Source organism: Pseudomonas sp. RHF3.3-3, from assembly GCF_048069595.1.
GTDB lineage: Bacteria > Pseudomonadota > Gammaproteobacteria > Pseudomonadales > Pseudomonadaceae > Aquipseudomonas > Aquipseudomonas fuscovaginae_B.
This window is the reverse complement of sequence record NZ_CP182250.1, coordinates 4,179,959-4,197,916: the sequence shown is the minus strand read 5'-3', so window position 1 is coordinate 4,197,916 and position 17,958 is coordinate 4,179,959. Positions and strand designations below refer to the sequence as shown.

14 protein-coding genes are annotated in these 17,958 nt (G+C 65.1%); 5 read left to right on the top strand and 9 right to left on the bottom strand.

The window, feature by feature from the left end; genetic code table 11:
* Position 1 precedes the first annotated feature (1 nt).
* Positions 2–1,291, bottom strand: a complete 1,290-nt coding sequence (locus ACMGT0_RS18600; RefSeq protein ID WP_054060382.1) for a dicarboxylate/amino acid:cation symporter — start codon at positions 1,289–1,291, stop codon at positions 2–4.
* Between the two features lie 181 nt (positions 1,292–1,472).
* On the opposite strand from ACMGT0_RS18600, the gene ACMGT0_RS18595 reads away from it, so the two are divergent.
* Entirely contained in the window at positions 1,473–2,384 is a 912-nt protein-coding gene (locus tag ACMGT0_RS18595) for a LysR substrate-binding domain-containing protein (RefSeq protein WP_054060381.1), read from the top strand.
* 7 nt (positions 2,385–2,391) lie between these two features.
* Here ACMGT0_RS18595 and ACMGT0_RS18590 read toward each other — a convergent pair whose 3' ends face one another.
* The 3 genes from ACMGT0_RS18590 to ACMGT0_RS18580 all read right to left on the bottom strand — a co-directional run bounded on the left by ACMGT0_RS18590 (position 2,392) and on the right by ACMGT0_RS18580 (position 5,329).
* Entirely contained in the window at positions 2,392–3,321 is a 930-nt protein-coding gene (locus tag ACMGT0_RS18590; RefSeq protein ID WP_054060380.1) for an AEC family transporter, read from the bottom strand.
* Positions 3,322–3,453: 132 nt separating this feature from the next.
* Entirely contained in the window at positions 3,454–4,533 is a 1,080-nt protein-coding gene (ada, locus tag ACMGT0_RS18585; RefSeq protein ID WP_054060379.1) for a bifunctional DNA-binding transcriptional regulator/O6-methylguanine-DNA methyltransferase Ada, read from the bottom strand.
* A 94-nt stretch (positions 4,534–4,627) separates the two neighbouring features.
* Positions 4,628–5,329, bottom strand: coding sequence for a 2OG-Fe(II) oxygenase (locus tag ACMGT0_RS18580; RefSeq protein ID WP_054060378.1), 702 nt, complete (start codon positions 5,327–5,329; stop codon positions 4,628–4,630).
* A 156-nt stretch (positions 5,330–5,485) separates the two neighbouring features.
* Between ACMGT0_RS18580 and ACMGT0_RS18575 the strand changes: the two genes are divergently transcribed.
* Positions 5,486–6,085 carry a flavin reductase family protein gene (locus ACMGT0_RS18575; protein WP_054060377.1) on the top strand — a complete coding sequence of 200 codons (600 nt, stop codon included), beginning with the start codon at positions 5,486–5,488 and terminating at the stop codon, positions 6,083–6,085.
* 104 nt (positions 6,086–6,189) lie between these two features.
* Here the strand turns inward: ACMGT0_RS18575 and ACMGT0_RS18570 are convergent, their stop codons facing one another.
* From ACMGT0_RS18570 to ACMGT0_RS18560, 3 genes are read right to left on the bottom strand one after another with little or no spacing between them, the layout of a single operon-like run.
* On the bottom strand, positions 6,190–7,617 hold the full coding sequence (locus ACMGT0_RS18570; protein WP_054060376.1) for an efflux transporter outer membrane subunit: 1,428 nt from the start codon (positions 7,615–7,617) through the stop codon (positions 6,190–6,192).
* Positions 7,601–8,764: an efflux RND transporter periplasmic adaptor subunit gene (locus ACMGT0_RS18565; RefSeq protein WP_054060375.1), complete on the bottom strand. Its 1,164-nt coding sequence runs from the start codon at positions 8,762–8,764 to the stop codon at positions 7,601–7,603. Before ACMGT0_RS18565 ends, ACMGT0_RS18570 begins: the two co-directional genes overlap by 17 nt.
* Positions 8,757–11,978: an efflux RND transporter permease subunit gene (locus ACMGT0_RS18560; protein WP_054060374.1), complete on the bottom strand. Its 3,222-nt coding sequence runs from the start codon at positions 11,976–11,978 to the stop codon at positions 8,757–8,759. Before ACMGT0_RS18560 ends, ACMGT0_RS18565 begins: the two co-directional genes overlap by 8 nt.
* A gap of 220 nt (positions 11,979–12,198) precedes the next feature.
* On the opposite strand from ACMGT0_RS18560, the gene ACMGT0_RS18555 reads away from it, so the two are divergent.
* Entirely contained in the window at positions 12,199–12,603 is a 405-nt protein-coding gene (locus ACMGT0_RS18555) for a hypothetical protein (RefSeq protein ID WP_054060373.1), read from the top strand.
* Between the two features lie 29 nt (positions 12,604–12,632).
* Positions 12,633–13,043: a hypothetical protein gene (locus ACMGT0_RS18550; RefSeq protein ID WP_054060372.1), complete on the top strand. Its 411-nt coding sequence runs from the start codon at positions 12,633–12,635 to the stop codon at positions 13,041–13,043.
* A gap of 87 nt (positions 13,044–13,130) precedes the next feature.
* Here the strand turns inward: ACMGT0_RS18550 and ACMGT0_RS18545 are convergent, their stop codons facing one another.
* On the bottom strand, positions 13,131–15,140 hold the full coding sequence (locus ACMGT0_RS18545) for a hypothetical protein (protein ID WP_054060371.1): 2,010 nt from the start codon (positions 15,138–15,140) through the stop codon (positions 13,131–13,133).
* Between the two features lie 245 nt (positions 15,141–15,385).
* Complete coding sequence (locus ACMGT0_RS18540) at positions 15,386–16,078, bottom strand: YoaK family protein (RefSeq protein WP_081006066.1); 693 nt, start codon at positions 16,076–16,078, stop codon at positions 15,386–15,388.
* A 198-nt stretch (positions 16,079–16,276) separates the two neighbouring features.
* Here ACMGT0_RS18540 and ACMGT0_RS18535 point away from each other — a divergent pair, with 198 nt between their 5' ends.
* Positions 16,277–17,923, top strand: a complete 1,647-nt coding sequence (locus ACMGT0_RS18535) for a phospholipase D-like domain-containing protein (RefSeq protein ID WP_054060370.1) — start codon at positions 16,277–16,279, stop codon at positions 17,921–17,923.
* The last annotated feature ends 35 nt before the right edge of the window (positions 17,924–17,958 follow it).

Here is a 17,958-nt window from a genome sequence, read left to right as displayed (position 1 = left end):
CTCAAGCCAGGGATTGCGTGGGTTGCACCGGGGCGGCCGGCTCGGCGGCGGTTTCGCCGGGTTGCGCGCTGTCCTCCCTGCTCGCCACTACGGCGGTGGCGATGCTGTTGCCGACGATATTGGTCGCGGTACGGGCCATGTCGAGGAACTGGTCGATACCGAGGATCAGCAGCAGGCCGGCCTCGGGCAGGTTGAACATCGGCAGGGTCGCCGCGACCACCACCACCGAAGCGCGGGCCACGCCGGCCATGCCCTTGCTGGTGACCATCAGCGTCAGCAGGATCAGCACCTGCTGGGCGAAGCTCAGTTCGATGTTGTAGGCCTGGGCGATGAACATCACGGCGAAAGCCTGGTACATCATCGAGCCATCGAGGTTGAACGAGTAGCCGAGCGGCAGCACGAAGCTGGAAATCCGCTTCGAGGTGCCGAATTTCTCCAGGGCGTCGATGGTCTTGGGATAGGCCGACTCGCTGCTCGCGGTGGAGAACGCCAGCAGCACCGGTTCGCGGATCAGCTTGCCCAGGCGCCACACCGAGCGCCCGAGGAACAGGCGCCCGATGCCGAACAGGATCGCCCACAGCACCAGGATGCCGACATAGAACTCGCCGATCAGCTTGCCGTAGTCCAGCAGCAGGCCCAGTCCTTCGGTGGTGAGAGCCGCGGCGATGGCGCAGAACACGCCGACCGGGGCGAAACACATCACGTAGTCGGTGATGCGGAACATGATTCTGGCCAGTTCATCCACCAGATTGCTGATGCCGACATACCCCTGTTTCTTGAGGAAGGACAGGGCAAAACCGAAGAACAGCGAGAACACTACGATCTGCAGGATCTCGTTGTTCGCCATGGCTTCGGCGATGCTGCGCGGGAACACATGGCTGATGAAGGCCTTGAGGCTGAAGTCGCCGACATTCACTGGTGCCGCGCCGCTGTTGGCGGCTGGCGCCACGAGGTTCAGGCCGGCGCCGGGCTGGAACAGATTGACCAGCAGCATGCCGATCAGCAGCGACAGCAGCGAGGCGCTGACGAACCAGATCATCGCCCGCAGGCCGATGCGGCCGACGGAGTGCGAACTGCCCAGGCTGGCGATGCCACCGACCAGGGTGGCGAACACCAGTGGGGCGATGATCATCTTGATCATGCGCAGGAAAATATCGGTGACCAGGCTGAAGTAGCCGGCCAGTTCCCTGGCCGCCCTGGCATCGCCGGCGTAGTGGTGGCAGGCCCAGCCCACCAGGATGCCGAGGCCGATCGCCAGGGCGATTTGCTTGGGAAGTCGTTTGCTGTTCACAGGAGCACCCTCAATGACCGTTCGTTGTTTTTTTTGTCACGGGGCCAGTCTATGGCTGGGGAAAGGGCTCGTTGATGAGTAAATGCCATACACTGATGCGTAATCGGAATAGTTTGCCGACGGTGATTGCCCGACACTGGCGGCTGCTCACGCCCAGCCCTCCTCAGCAGTGGGAATCACCATGCAGATCAAGTGGATAGACGACATCCTGGCGGTTGCCGAACTGAAGAACTTCTCCCGCGCGGCGGAGGTGCGCTGCATTACCCAGTCCGCGCTGTCGCGACGGATTCGTTCGTTGGAGGAGTGGGTCGGCGTGGAACTGGTGGACCGCGGCACCTACCCGGTGCAACTGACGGCCGCCGGACGGACCTTCTGCGAACAGGGCAGGGAAACCCTTGCCGACCTGCAGGAGCTGCGCGCGACCCTGCGCCGGGGCGACCGGATGCCCGGGCGTTCGATCCAGGTGACCGCCGGGCACAGCCTGTCCATGACCTTCCTGCCCAAGTGGCTGATGCGCTTCCAGCGTGGCAATGCCGGTTTCAACGCGCGGGTGGTGGCCGCCAATATCCATGATGCGGTCATCGCCCTGGCCGAGGGCGGTTGCGATCTGATGATCGGCTATCACCATCCCCAGGCGCCGATCCTGCTCGACCCGGAGAAGTTCATCAGCCTCACTCTCGGGCATGATTCACTGATCCCGGTCTCGGCACCGGACAAGCGCGGCCGGCCGCTGCATGCCCTGCCCGGGAAAAAGCAGGCACCGCTGCCGTACCTGGCCTACACCGCGACCACCTTCCTCGGACGGGTGGTGGAGGTAATCCTGAAAAATGCCGCAAGCCCCTGCGAACTGGACCGCTGCTACGAGGCCGACATGGCCATGCTGCTGATGAAGATGGCCCAGGAGGGGTATGGCATTACCTGGCTCCCCGAAAGCGCGGTGCAGGATGAATTGCACAAGGGCACGCTGGTCCGGGCCGGTAGCGCGCACTGGAGTGCCGATCTGGAAATCCGTTCCTACTGCTCGGTGGCCAATGCCAACCCGACCATGCGCGAGTTGTGGAAGTCGCTGGAGGCCGAGCGCCGGCCTGCCTGAGCGCGCCTCAGTTGCCGATCAGGTACAGGCAGATCGACAGGGTCACCAGCGAGCCCAGGGTCGAGACCAGGATCGTGCTCGACACCAGTGAGGCTTCGCGCTTGTAGTACTCGGCCAGCATGAACGGCCCGGTGCCGGTGGGCAGGGCACTGAGCAGCAGTGCCGAGTGGGCCCACAGCGGCGGCAGATGAAACACCCTGAACGCCAGGAACCCGGTCAGCAGCGGGTGCGCCACCAGCTTGAGCAGCACCAGCAACGTCACGCCCTGGCGTGGACCCTGTTGCTTGTGCGCCAGGAACAGTCCGAGGGAAATCAGCGCGCAGGGGATGGTCGCCGCACCGAGCAGGCTGAGAAACTTCTCCGCCGGTGCCGGCAGCGGGGCGCCACCCCAGGCCCAGAGGGCACCGAGCAGCGGCGACACCACCAGCGGGTTTTTCGCCAGGGCCAGCAGCACCTTGAAGACGATCCGGTGCACCTGGCGCTCGGCCTGCAAGCCGATCTCGATACACACCAGCGCCAGGCCGAACAGCACGCAGACCACCAGCAGCGAAGCGATCAGCGCCGGTTCCAGGCCGTTCTGGCCGAGCACCATCACGCACAGCGGAATGCCGATGTAGCCGGTGTTGGCATAGGACGCGCTCAGGGCATCGATGCTGGCATCGGCGAAATGCCCGGCCTTGCGCCAACGCAGCAACAGGGTCAGGGCGAAGATCGCCAGGGTGCTCAGGGTGAACGCCAGCACGAAGCCGGGATGCCAGATCTGCTCCCAGGTTGCCGTCGCCGTGGCCTTGAACAGCAACGCCGGCAGGCACAGCCAGACCACCATGCGATTGATCTCCGAGGCCGCGTTGGGCCCCAGGCGGTGGGTGCGACGGCAGATGAAGCCGACCAGGATCAGGGCGAAGATGGGCAGCAGGACACTCAATACGGAGGACATCGAAGCTGAAGCCTTGGGCATGCGCGGATGGGTGGGGAAGGGTAAGGGGGGAGATCGTTAGCTTGCAATCCTTCTTTGCCGGTGATGGCTCGGCAGGGTCGCGCCGGCAGCCAAGGCGCGACCCACGGACCATCATTGCGCCTCGCGGTCGAGCAACTGCCGCTTGCGCTCCACGCCCCAGCGATAGCCGGACAGGTCGCCATCGCTGCGCACCACCCGATGGCAGGGAATCGCCACCGCCAGGCTGTTGGCCCCGCAGGCCTGGGCCACGGCACGGAAGGACTTTGGCGCGCCGATCATTTTCGCGATCTCGGCATAGCTGGCGGTGCTGCCCACCGGAATCGTGCGCAGCGCTTGCCAGACCCGCTCCTGGAAGGCCGTGCCGCGCAGGTCCAGTGGCAGGTCGAGGCCAATCGCCGGGGCTTCGACAAAGCCCACCACCTTGGCCACCAATTGCTCGAAGTCGGCATCGCCACCGATGAAGTGGGCCCTTGGGAACTTGTCCTGCAGGTCCCGCGCAAGTGTCTCCGGATCGTCGCCCAGGAGGATGGCGCAGACGCCGCGCTCGCTCTGTGCCACCAGGATCGCCCCCAGGGAACACTGGGCGATGGCAAAGCGGATTTCGGTATTGCTGCCACCGGCCCGGTAGTCGGACGGTTTCATGCCCAGCACCGCGTCGCTGGCTGCGTAGAAGCGGCTGCTGGCATTGAAGCCGGCACCGTAGAGCGCATCGGTGACCGAGCTGCCACGGGCCAACTGTGCCCGCAGCCTGCCGGCCCGGTGGGCGGCGGCGTAGGCCTTGGGTGTCAGGCCGGTATGGGCCTTGAACACCCGGTGGAAGTGGAACGGGCTCAGTCCCAACTGCTCGGCCAGGGGGTTGAGCGAGGGCAGGCTGTCCGATGCCTCGATCAATTGGCAGGCACGGGTGACCAGGGCCACCTGCTGCTGGTGGCTGGCGGTCTGGTCGGCGGCGGCCCGGCGGCTGGGTCGGTAACCGGCGGCCTCGGCCTGTTCGGCGCTGTCGAAGAACTCGACATTCTCCGGCCGTGGGCGCCTTGCACTGCTGCTGGGGCGGCAATACACGCCGGTGGTCCGCACGCCGTAGACGAAGTCGCCGTCGGCGCTGGCGTCGCGGTTCAGGACTGCCTGCCAGCGTGGGTCGTTTTCCACGGTACTGGCCTGGCGTGAAGCAACCTGGGTCGAAGTGTTCATGCTGTTCTCCTGTCGGATAAGCCGGTTTCGTTCAGTCTGCGGCGCTGGCCAAAACGGGGAACTCCGAGTCTTGCGGTTGAATTCTACTGCCTGTTCAGGTGGCGTCGTGAAAGATGATCCCCAGGGTGTGCCGACGGCCCGAGTTTACGCGGCTGACGCCATGGCGCATGTTCACCCGGTAGCAGCCGCGAGTGCCTTCCACCGGCCGCTGCGCCACCGCGAAGATCAGTCCGTCACCCTGTTGCAGCGCGGCCACCTGGGGGCGACTCTGCCTGCGCGGACGTTGTTCGGTGAGGACGAATTCGCCGCCGGTGAAATCCCGCCCGGGCCTGGACAGCAGGATGGCAACCTGCAGGGGAAACACCTGTTCGCCGTACAGGTCCTGATGCAGGCAGTTGTAGTCGCCGGCGCCGTATTGCAGCAGCAACGGCGTCGGGCGCTGCTGGCCGGCGGCATGGCAACGCTGCAGCAGGGCCTGGTGGGTGATCGGGTAGACATCGTGCAGTTGCAGGCGGCGGTTCCAGTCGTTGGCGATCAGGGCCAGGGGCGGATAGAGCGCCGTGCGCAGTTGGTGCACCAGGGCTGGCAGTGGGTAGTTGAAGTACTGGTATTCGCCCTGACCGAAACCGTGGCGGGCCATGACCACCCGCGAGCGAAACGCGGTCTGTTGCGGATACAGGGCGACCAGCTCCCGGCACTGTTCGGGGCTCAGCAGGCCTGGGAGCAGGGCATTGCCCTGCCGGTCGAGGTCCTGGCCGATCGCCTGCCAGTCGAGTGCGTGTATCAGGGTGTGCATGATATGAGGGCCTTGAGCTGTGTTCAGGCCAACAGTCTGCTGCGCTGACCGTGGCGCCACACTCCGACTCTTGCGCTTGAATTACCGGGACGGGGCTGGGTTTCTCCTACGCGCTCCCCTAGGATATTTATCTTTGCCCTGTCAGGATTTTCCCCGATGTCCGCCGCCCACCGCCTTGCCGTGCCCCTGTCCAAAGCCTACCGCCTGCTCAACCACGGGCCCACCGTACTGGTCAGTGCGGCACACGATGGGCAGCGCAATATCATGGCTGCGGCCTGGGCCATGCCGCTGGATTTCGAGCCGCCCAAGGTGGCGGTGGTGCTCGACAAGTCGACCTGGACCCGGCGCCTGCTGGAAGCCTCGGGCAGCTTCGTGCTGCACGTACCCTGCGTCGCCCAGGCGGACATCGTGCAAACCGTGGGTACCACCTCCGGCCTGGAACTGGGCCAGAGCCACAGTCGCGACAAGTTCGATGCCTATGGCCTGGAGACCTTCAAGGGCGAGCATCTCGAGGCTCCCCTGGTGGAAGGCTGTGTCGCCTGGCTCGAATGCCGCCTGTTGCCGGAGCCGCACAACCATGAACAGTACGACCTGTTCCTGGGCGAGGTGATCGCCGCCCAGGCCGATTCGCGGGTGTTCAGTGACGGGCGTTGGCACTTTGAAGGACACGACTCGCTGCGCACCTTGCACCATGTCGCCGGCGGGCATTTCCTCACGATTGGCGACGCCGTGGACGGCCAGGTGTTGAAGCTGTAAATCAGATCCACAGGCCGACACCGGTCGAATGCCCCATCGGCCGTTGCCAGCAATTGCGATGTTGGGCAGTGATCTGGTTTACATCCGCGAGCCTGCTTCCAGCGTCAGCCCTGGCCTTGCGGGCTCCAGCCCCCACCCAACGCCACCATCAGCCCGACACTGGCCTGCAACTGCCGGGTCTGCAGGGCCTGCAACTGTCGTTGCGCCTGCAGGGCGGCGGCCTGCGCGGTGACCACATCCAGGTAGTTCACCGCGCCAGCCTGGTAGCTGTTCATCGCCAGGGTCTGGGTGTGCTGCGCGGCATTCACCGCAGCCTGTTCGTCCCGGGCTTCCTGCTGCAGGTCGCGCAGTTGCGCCAGGTTGTCCTCGACCTCCCGCACCGCCCGCAATACATGGCTGCGGTACTGGGCGGACGCTTCCTCGAACTCCGCCTTGGCCTGCTGCTCCTGGGCACTGATCCGCCCACCATCGAAGATCGGCAGGTTGACCAACGGCCCCAGCGCCCAGTAACGGTTACCCGCCGACAGCAGGTTACCGACGCCCTGGGTCTGGCCGCCGACCAGGCCGGTCAGGCTGAAGTCGGGGTACCAGGCGGCCTTGGCCACGCCGATCCCGGCATTGGCGGCGAACACCCGGCGTTCGGCGGCGGCGATGTCGGCACGACGTTGCAGCAGGTTGCTCGGCAAGGCGCCTGGCACTTGGGGAATCGCCAGGATCTGCGGCGTCGCGGCCAGCTGGAAGTTGCTCGCCGACTCCCCGACCAGTTCGGCGATCGCATGCTCGGCCAGGTTGCGTTGCCCACGGACTTCGTCCAGTTGCGCCTCGGCTTCGGCCAGCTGGCTCTGGGCACGGGTCAGGTCGAGTTCCGAAGCGATCTTGCCTTCGTAGCGATCACGGGTCAGTTGCAACGCCTGGCTGTAGTCGTCCAGCGAACTGGAGAGAATCCGGCTCTGGGCATCCAGGCCATTGAGCTGGATGTATAGGCTTGCCAGTTGTTGCTGCAGGCTCAGCCGTGCCACCGCCAGGTCGTCGGCCGAAGCCTGGGCCCGGGCGTCGCCGGCGGCGACCTGGTTGCGGATACGGCCCCACAGGTCGAGGTCGAAGTTCAGCGCGAAACCGGCGGTGTTGCTGTTGTACACCGAAGGCTGGGTGCTGCCGCGCAGTGGGCGGTTGTCCGATTGCCGCTGGCGTTCGGGCTGGGCACTCGCGCTGATCTGCGGGAACAACCCGGCATGCAACTGGCTGGCGTAGGCCTGGGCACCGTCATAGTGGGCCAGGGCCGCCGCCAGGTCCGGGTTGGCCGTGAGCAGGCGCTGTTGCAGGTCGTTCAGGTGCTCGTCCTGGAACAGCAGCCACCACTGGCTGGACAACGGGTCGCCAGGCCTGGCCAGGTGCCAGGGGCCGTCGCTGGTCTGTTCGCGGTACTGCGCCGGCAGGTCGATCTGCGGCACCTTGTAGGTCGGGGCCAGCGAGCAGCCTTGCAGGCCGGCGATCAATAGCAGCCAGGCGCCGAGTTTAAGCTTTGCGGGCATGCTGTCCTCCGGCGTCGGCGAGTTTCACCAGGTCACCTTCGCGCAAGGCGTCCGGCGGGTTGTCGATCACGGTGTCGGCGGGCTTCAGGCCCTGGTCGATGACCAGGCGTTCACCCAGGTCCAGGCCGATATGGATATCGCGCAGGTGCACGTGTTTCTGCGCATCGAGCACCGCCACCTGGGTGCCCTTGGCGCGGAAGATCAGGGCGCTGGCGGGAATGCTCACGCCGTGGGTATCGGCCGGCACCGGGAGAGTCGCCTCGGCGTAGTCGCCCGGCAGCAGGGCGTTGTCCGGGTTGTCGGCGACGAACTGCGCCAGCAGGGTGCCGGAGCGCGCATCCACGGCTGTCGAATTGCCCACCAGGCGTGCGCTGAAGGTCTTGCCGGGGTGTTCCGGCACGCTCAACCGCACCTGCAGGCCGGGACGAATGACGCTGGCGTAGTTCTGCGGCACTGGCACATACAGCCGCAACTGGTGGGTATCGGCGATATCGAACAGTTCCGGATCGCTGTCGCTGTCGGCCTTGATCAACTGGCCGATGTCGGTGTTGCGGGCGGTGATGGTGCCGCTGAACGGGGCGCGGATGGTCTTGTAGGCCTCCAGCGCCGCCAGCCGTGCGTAGTCGGCCTCGGCGGCCTGGGCATTGGCCCGTGCCGCCGCCGCGTTGGAGCTCTTTTCATCGGCCTCCTGTTGTGACACCGAATGGGTGCTCACCAGGTTCTTCCAGCGGGTCGCGGTGGTCTGCGCCAGGCGCGCGTTGGCCTGTTCCTGCAGCATATGGGCATGAGCCTGGGCAACCTGCTGGTCGAGGTCCGGGCTGTCGATCCGGGCCAGGACCTGGCCGGCCTGGACCTGGCTGCCGATGTCACTGGTCCAGTCCTTGAGGTAGCCGCTGACCCGCGCATGGATCGGCGCCTTGCTCCAGGCCTCCAGGCGGGCCGGCAGGCGCAGGGTGTCGCCGGCAGCGTTCTGCGTTGGCTGGAACACGCTGACCATTGGCACGGCGGCGGCTTCGGTCCAGGCGGTCACGTCCCGTTCGTGGCGGGTTCGCGCGGCAATCCCGTTGGCCACCAGCAGCGCTGCCAGGGTCAGGCCGCCGACGCCCAGGTAGAGCAGGCGTTTGCCCGAGGGTTTGCGATCAGTCATGAGTCATTTCTCCAGCTACGGCGCGAAGGGGTTGTCGGCGACCATGCACCAGGCTGAACACCACGGGGACGAACAGCAGGGTGGCAGTGGTCGCCAGGATCAGACCGCCGATCACGGCGCGTCCGAGGGGGGCGTTCTGTTCCTGGGAGAGGGCCAGCGGCAGCATGCCGATGATCATCGCCAGGGCGGTCATGCAGACCGGGCGAAAACGGGTATAGCCGGCTTCCAGGGCGGCCTTGAGGGCATCGCCGTGCTCGGCCAGGCGTTCGCGGCAGAAGCTCACCACCAGGATCGAGTTGGCGGTGGCCACGCCCATGCACAGGATGGCACCGGTCAGCGCCGGCACCGACAGCGAGGTGCCGCTGAGGAACAGCATCCAGACGATCCCGGCCAGGGCCGCGGGCAGGGCGGTGATGATCACGAACGGGTCGATCCAGGACTGGAAGTTGACCACGATCAGCAGGTAGATCAGCACCACCGCGCCGAGCAGGCCGAAGCTCAGGCCGCTGAAGGCTTCATGCAGGGCGTCGATCTGCCCGTGCAGGCTCACCACCGCCCCCTTGGGCCGCAGCGATGCCGCATCGTCGAGGATCTTCTGCACGTCATGGGCCACCGCTCCCAGGTCACGGCCCTGGACGTTGGCGTAGAGATCCAGGGTCGGCTGGATGTTGTAGTGGGTCACCACCGCCGGGCTGGGGACCCGGTTGATGGTCGCCAGGCCACCGAGGATCTGCGACTGGCCGTTGCTGCCGGTCACCGGCAGGGCTTCCAGCGCGGGCAGGCTGTCGAGGCGGTATTGCGGAGTGGCCGCGACCACGCCATATGACACGCCGTTGGCCGGGTTGAGCCAGAAGGTCGGGGCCACCTGGGAACTGCCGGCCAGCGAGGCGACCATGCTGTTGGTGACGTCACGTTCGGTGATTCCCAGGCCCTTGGCGCGCATCCGGTCGACGTTTACCTGCAGCGACGGATACCCCTCGGACTGCTGGATCCGCAGGTCGGCGATGCCCGGCACGTGTTGCAGGCGACGCTGCAGTTCCACGGCGAACTTGCGGTTCTCCTCGGCACTGCGGCCGGAGATCTTCACGTCCAGCGGCGCCGGGGCACCGAAGTTGAGGATCTGGCTGCTGATGTCGGCGGGCAGGAAGGCGAACTGGCTGCCGGGGAAGCTTTCCGGCAGGGCGCTGCGCAGTTGCTTGACGTAGTCGGCGGTCGGCTTGTGACCGGGCTTGAGCGTCACCTGGATATCGCCGTCCTGCGGGCCGATGGTACCGCTGCTGCTATAGGCCATGTCGATGCCGCTCAGCGGGATGCCGATGTTGTCGACGATGTTCTCCAGCTCCTCGGCGGGAATGATCTCGCGAATCCGTGCCTCGATACGGTCGAAGGCCGCGGCGCTTTCCTCGATCCGCGAGCCCAGTGGCAGCCGCACATGCAGGGCCAGGGCGCCGGCGTCGGTGGCCGGGAAGAAGTCCTCGCCCAGACTCGGCAGCAGGGCGAAGGAGGCCAGCACGCAGCCGAGGAAACCGAGCACGAAGCGCCGGCGGCAACCCAGGGCGAGGGTCAGCAGACCATGGTAGACGTCGCGCACGGCGGAGAAGCCGCGCTCGAAGCTCTGCTGGAAGTTCAGCAGGCCCTGCAGCAGCGCATGGCGCTGGCGACCGTGCTGATCGCCTTCGTGATGATTGATGAACGCATCTTCCGGATGGTGGCCGGGACCGCCCTCGAGCACGTGGGGCTTGAGCAGGAACATCGCCAGGGTCGGCACCAGGGTCCGCGACAGGATGAACGAGCTGGCCATGGCGAAGATCACCGCCAGGGCCATTGGCCGGAACAGGTAGCCGGCGATGCCCTGCAGCATGAACATCGGCACGAACACGATGCAGATACACAGCAGCGAGACGAACGCCGGGCCGACGATCTGTCTGGCGCCGTCGAGAATCGCCGTCTTCACCGCCTTGCCCTGTTCCAGGTGCCAGTTGATGTTCTCGATGGTCACCGTCGCATCGTCCACCAGGATCCCCACCGCCAGCGCCAGCCCGCCGAGGGTCATGACGTTGAGGGTCTGGCCGGTGGCCGCCAGCAGCGCGATGGCCGAGAGCACCGCGAGCGGGATCGAGGCGGCGATGATCAGGGTCGAGCGCCAGCTGCCGAGGAACAGCAGGATCATCGCGCTGGTCAGCAGGGCGGCGATGATCCCTTCACGGGCCACGCTGCCCACCGATTCCTTCACGAACACCGAGGCATCGCCCAGCAGCGAGGTCTTCAACTCTGGCGGCAGGGTCTCGTTGATCAGCGGCAGCATGCTGCGGATGCCGTCGACGATCGACAGGGTGGAGATGTTGCCGTTCTTCATCGCCGGCATCAGCACTGCCCGCCGGCCGTCGACCCGCACGACGTTGGTCTGTGGCGGCGAGCCGTCACGTACGTGGGCCACCTGGCCGATGGTGATCAGTGCACCGTCGACGGTCTTGATCGGCAGGTCGTTGAGTTCGTCGATCACCTTCGGGCTGTTGTTGAGCAGCACGGTGTATTCGTAGGGGCCGAGCTTGGCGGTCCCCACCGGGATGATCTGGTTCTGCGCCGCCAGCGCATTGCCGACGTCCTGGGCCGACAGACCCTTGGCGGCCAGCGCCTGGGGATCGAGGTCGAGGGTGATCTGGCGCTGTTTGCCGCCCATCGGGGTCGGCAGGGCCAGGCCGGGTACCGAGGTCAACGGCAGGCGGATGTTGTTCTGCACCAGGTCGCGGATTTTCGCTTCCGACAGGGTTGGGCTGGAGAATGCCATCTGCAGGATCGGTACTGTCGAGGCGTTGTAGTTGAGGATCAGCGGCGGAGTGATGCCCGGCGGCATCTGTTTCAGTACGGTCTGCGACACCGCTGTCACCTGGGCGTTGGCGGTGCGGATATCGACGCCGGGCTGGAAGAAGATCTTGACGATGCCCATGCCGGGCAACGATTGCGACTCGATGTGCTCGATGTCGTTGACCGTGGTACTCAGCGAGCGCTCGTAGGTATAGATCACCCGGCCGGCCATGTCGTCGGGGGACAGGCCGTTGTACTGCCAGACCACCGCCACCACCGGGATGCCGATATCGGGAAACACGTCAGTGGGCGTACGCAGGGCCGCCAGCGGCCCGATGATGCAGATGAAAATCGCCAACACGATGAACGTGTACGGCTTGAGCAGTGCGGTCTTTACCAGCCCGAGCATGCCTTGAACCTCCGGGGAGTGGAATTGCAAACCCCGGCAGTCTTGCCGCTGGAACCTAACGTTTGGCTTTCACCAACATGAAGGATCTTTTAGGTAACGACTTAAATTCCCTTCATTTCCCTTCATTTGTGAAAACCGCTCTATCTCGCCACTCTTGGCGCCGATCCGACGGCGATCCCGTCTACCGAAACCCCAGATGAATGTGAGAGGAGTTCATACGATGAACCACAAACCGCTGCTGCTGATTCCGACCCTGGGCCTGGTCTGCCTGCTCTCGGCCTGTGCCGGCCCCCTGCCCAAGGCTGACCCGAGCGAGGCCTGGATCGGCCTGCAGGGCCAGTCGAGCGACAACCTGATGGCGGAACGGGTGGACGGCAAGCGGGTGGACGACGGCCGCTATTTCGAAGTGGCGCCCGGCAAGCATGATCTGGAAGTGACCCTGATCCAGGGCGCCAACGGTGACCTCGACCAGCCGGAGTGCACCGGGCATGTCGAGTACGACCAGTTCAAGGCTGGCAGGCAGTACCACCTGGTGCAGTCCGGTTCGGGCAGCGATGTCGGCGCGATCCTGGTCAACGACCACGGCAAGCCTTTGGCCCAGTCCCATCTGTTCTCCTGCATCTGACGGCTCTTTTATCTTCGAGGTGACCCTGCATGACACTCAAACCGCTGATGCTGCTTCCCACCCTGGGCCTGGCCGTCCTGCTTTCGGCCTGCGCCGGCCCAATGCCCAAGGCTGACCCGCACCAGGCCTGGATCGGGCTGCAGGAGGAAGCGCCGAATGACCTGCTGGCCGAGAAGGTTGATGGCAAGCCGATCGATGACGGACGCTTCTTCGAAGTGACGCCCGGATCCCACAAGCTGGATGTGATGCTGGTGGAGATTCCGGTCGGCGATGGTAATCAGGAAGACTGTTCGGGAGAGGTCTCCTACAAACAGTTCAAGGCCGGTGAACACTACAAGCTGGTGGAGTCGAGCCTGGGCCAGGAAGTCAGTGCTCGCCTGCTGGACGCTCATGGCAAGGAAGTGGCCCATACCGGCGACTTCCAATGCATGCCGGGTTGAGGCGGCAATGGCAGTTACTGCACCGGGCCCCGAGTTGGGATCTACCGCCTGACGCCCGGTGGCAGCAAGAGCTACAAACGCAGATAGTCAGTATGGCGCGGCACTGATGGTCGCGTTGCGCCAGGCGGTCTGCAGCTGCTCGTCGAGCAGCGCGGGCACGCTCTTGCCCGGCTGTTTCTCCAGGCTCAGCTTCAACCCGTTGAGCGAGCGGCCGCTGAGGCGGTTCTGTGCCAGATCTTCGCGAAACACCTGCTCGGCGTCGGCGTACTGCTGCTGTTCCAGCAGCGCATAGCCGAGGGATTCACGCAGGGTGTAGTACCAGTCCGGCGGCTCGTTGTAGGCCAGTTGGTCCTGGATCTCGACCGCCTTGCGCCAGGCGGCGATCACCTGGGCCGGGTTGTCGCCCTGCAGGGCCTTCAGGTCGGTGAGCAGGTCCTGTTGTGGTGCCTTGGTGAGCACCTGGGCGGCACTTTCCTTGAGGGCCATCAGGTCCAGCTTGCCCTGGCTGCTGGCCTGGGCCCTGTTCAGCAGGATCAGGTTGGCGATACGGAACAGCTGGAGGGCGTCGTTGTTGCCGTACTTCAGGGGCTTGTCACCCTTGAGGCTGTTGTCGACCGTCTGCCAGTATCCCTTGAGTGCCTCACCTGCCTTACCGCTGTCGGCTCCTGGCTGGGCCAGTTGCTTGTAGGCGTCGGCATAGGCCTTCATGGCCTGGGTGTAAGGAGCGGTCAGTTCCACCCAGGGTGTCTGACTGCCCTTGGTCGCGGCGGTGCAGGTGTCGTTGATGGTCTTGAGGCCGGCGATGATTTTCGGCTCGATCCGCGCCAGCGCGTCCCAGTCCTGGAAGCGTACGGCGAAGTAATAGGGTACGGCGTAGAAGTAGTCGGATTTGGTGGCGATCTCGTCAGGGTACTGCTTGCAGAGAAAATCCAGCGCGGCGTAGCGGGTGGTGTTTTCCACCAGTTCCTCGGCCATGTTCATCGTTTCGTTCTGCCGGCCCTCGATGGACAGGGTCCAGGTCAGGAAGTGGATGTTGTGCCCCAGGTAGTGCAGCGGGTAGGGGCTTTGCGGGTTGACCTGATGGGTGTAGGCGCGATCGACCGACACCGCGGTGTAGTTGGTGACACTGGCCAGGGCGTTGTTGCCGATGCGCTGGTAGATGTGCGATGCCATGTGCACCAGGTGGCCGATCGCCGGGTTCTGGTCGCGAAAGCGCTCGGCCATCGGCAGACCGCTGGCGGGGAAGGGCGATTCTTCGATGGCGTGGATGTAGAAGTGGTTGGCGCCGGTGTGGAACTGATCCTGGACCAGCACCCGGTTGAGTACCTGCAGGGCCTCGTAGGCGTGCTGGGTCGGCTCGACGTCGTTGGAGGTCGCCGCGGAGCCTTTCCACCATTTCCACGGTTCCAGGTTGAGCAGGGCATCGGCGTACAGGGTGGCGGCATCCAGGTCGTCGAAGTAGGTCTGCGACAGCTTTTTCATGGCCTCGGCGTAGCGCTCGTTGCCCTCCCTGCCGAGGAGTACCTTGCCCTCCTTGAGTGTGTACAGGCTCAGGAACGCACTGGCGTAGTCGACTTCGCGCTGCAATTGCCGGGGGCTGAACTTGTCTTTGGCGAGCGGATCAGCCTGGCGCGCCTTGGCCTTTTCGAGGGCGATCTGGGCCGAGCGATAGGCCAGGCGATCGCAGCCGAGGGTGGCGTCGCTGTTGATGTTCGAGTTGGCCGACAAGGCGATGCCCCAGTACGGCATCGCCGAGCCCTCGTCGACGCGGCTGGCCTGGTAGAAGGCACGGATGGCCTCGGCGAAGTTGAAACCGTACTGCAGGGCGATGCCCTGGCTGTAGAAGGCTTCGACCTTGTCGGCGTCCTTGAGGGCGACCAGCGGGTAGCGGGTGCCGCCCAGGCCGGAGAGCAACCGGGCCGGCTGGGTGTCCTGGTCGCTGACACACTCGAGCAGGCTGCGCTCGTAGGGTTCGTCGGGCGGGGCCGGGACGAAACTCTTGGATTCTTCGGCACCGCCGTGGACATGGGCCTGGGCGGCGCCGGCCAGCAGGCAGAGGGCGAGCAGCGAAGGTTGGAACAGGTGGCGTACATCCATGTAGCGGTTACTCCAGAGGGGGGGCAGTTGATCATGTGGCGGTAGTGCCGGCCCATTCGCTGGCTTGCCAGCGAATGGGCCCTCAAGCCTTATCCCGCAGTTTCCATTCGATACCCAGTATTGTTGGGTTTTGGTGGAATGGCAATTTGCCGCTACGGCATTCGCTGACGGCCGGTGCCCTGGTCATCGGGGGAGATAAGCACCACGGGGGGAGACGCCGGGCGATCGGTGTGCCCGGCCGGTGTTCAGGTGCGCAATTGATCCTTGTGATGGGTATTCAGGCAAACCCCGATGGCCACCACCACCGGCAGCAGCAACCCCCACAGCCCCGTCGCCAGATACAGCAGCGCGGCACTGACGCAGCCGGCGGCGAAGGCCAGCAGGGTGGTGCAGATCGGCTTCAGACGCTGGCGGATCGTCGCCCGTTGCGCCGGGTCATGCTCACCCCACAGGGCGAACACATCGATGGCGAACTGGGTGACGTTGCCGGTCATCAGGGTGGTCGGCGGCGCGCCCTTGAGGTGCTGGCGGGAAATCGCATTCTGCACCGCCATGGCGGCGACGCCGGTCATGCCGGTGATCAGCGCCGTGGTGCTGTCGCCGTCGGCGAACGGGCCCCAGCAGATCGCCAGCCCGGCAAAGGCGGCGAGCATCAGCGTGTGAGCCACCAGCAGCAGGCGCAACGGCACCAGGCCGCGGCGGTGAATCGCTACGGCGGCCAGGTGCGTCAGGCCCACCACCAGCACGAAAACCGGCAGCGCGATCAGCTTGGACAGAGCGCCGGAGGCGCCATGGACGATGCTCACTCCCAGGGTCACGAAGTTGCCGGTGACATGGGCGGTGAACAGGCCCTGCAGGGCGAGAAAGCCCAGGGTGTCGACGAAGCCGCCATTGAAGCTCAGGGCCGGGGCCACGCTGGGGTGCAAGGAGGATTCCATGAAAGGTCCTTTCGGGTTCGGGAAGGAAAACCGCAGGAGGGTGTCAGCCCGCCGCGGATCATCGATCAGCCTAGAGCCCGGCGCGGCCTGGTGCTTGTATCTGGGTGCTGAATGTTTCATTTCATGGGCCGGTAGGCATACTGTCGACAAAGTTGGCTAGCCTTCTCCTCTCCAGCCGATCTCTCAAGGATGTGATGCATGCGCGTACTTCAAAGCAATGCCCAGGACGATTTCCGGGTCAAGGCGTATGCCGGCACCAGCGGGGTGTTGCTGGCCTTCGACCTGGCCGAGTCACGCCGTGCCGGCCTGCTCGGGTTTGCCATCGAGCGCCAGGTGGGCGACAAGCCCTGGCGGTTCCTGTTCAACAGCCTGACCTTTCCCGGCAGGGAGCACACCTTCCCCCAGTATCACGCCACCCCCAGTGATGTCGCACCGCTGCAGAAATTCCGCTGGGCCGACTACAACGTCGAGCCCGGTAGCACCTGCAACTACCGCGTGCACCTGGCCTATGGCACACCGGCTGCGCCGCGACTGGACGAGTCGCTGGCGATCAGCGTGACCACCGACAACGGTATGCCGAAGAACCAGCGGGTGATCTTCAACCGGGCGGTGGCGGCGAGCCAGGGGTTCGAGCGCAAGTTTCCTCAGCTGGACCAGCAACTGACCGGCCAGAAGGACCTGCCGATCGAGCAATGGCCGGACGCCGCCCGCCTGTGGCTGGAAAACGGTCTGCTGGAGGCGCTGCTCGGTTTCATCGCCCGCGCCCGGGATGCGCAGTGGGGGCTGGATATCGCCATCTACGAATACCAGTTGCCGGCGATCGTCGAGGCGGTGAATGCGGCCAACGCCCGCGGCGCGCGCATCCGCGTGCTGTATCACGCCAAGGTCGGGGACGAGGACACCGCGCTGAACGAGCAGAGCCTGGCGGCGATTCCGGCCGCGAGCAAGCGCGGGCGGGTCACCAGCAAGATCTTCCACGACAAGTTCATCGTCCTCAGCCAGCGCGACGCCGCTGGCGAGTATCAGCCTGCGGCGGTGCTGTGCGGCAGCACCAACTTCACCGCCAATGGCGTGTACCGCCAGGCCAACGTGATTCATATCCTCGACGACCAGCGCCTGGCGACCGAATACAGCCAGGTTTTCGAACAGATCTGGGCGGCGCCGGCGGATGTGGCGGCGACTCGCAAATGGATCACTCAAAATAATCCCATGGACCCCGGCCAGCCGCTGTTCGCCGGTTTCTCTCCGCGCACTGGCCGGGCGGACCTGGCGGAGTTCGTGCAGATCATCACGGCGGCGCAGAAGGACGTGCTGTTTGCCACGGCCTTCGCCTTGCCCCAGGATATTCTCGACGCCCTGCTCGGCAAGCCCCATGACGACGTGCTGCGTTTCGGTCTGCAGAACACGGCCAGCAGCATCTCCGGTATTCACGCCGACCGCACCGACGATTTCGTCGCCACGGCGCTGCTCGGCAGTGGCCTGGAGGGTTGGATCAAGGAGGGCCTCAAGGGGCAGAAGGGGCGCCTGCTGGTGCACACCAAGGCCATCGTCACCGACTTCACCACCGATGCCCCGACCATCATCAGTGGCAGTCATAACCTCAGCGTCGGGGCCAGTGAGGGCAACGATGAGAACTTCCTGGTGATTCGCGGCGATGTCGACCTGGCGGATCGGTATGGGCTGGAGATCCTGCGTTTCTATGAGCATTACCGGTTTCGCTATTACGCGAAGAAGCTGGCGCTCAAGCAGGTGCAACCGCTGGCACCGGATGACAGTTGGAGCGATGCGTACTACAAGGATGGGGACCTGAGGATGTTGTCGCGGTTGCGGTTTGCCGGGCGTTGACAGGGGCCAGGGCCGAGCCCGGCGGTCATTTGTCC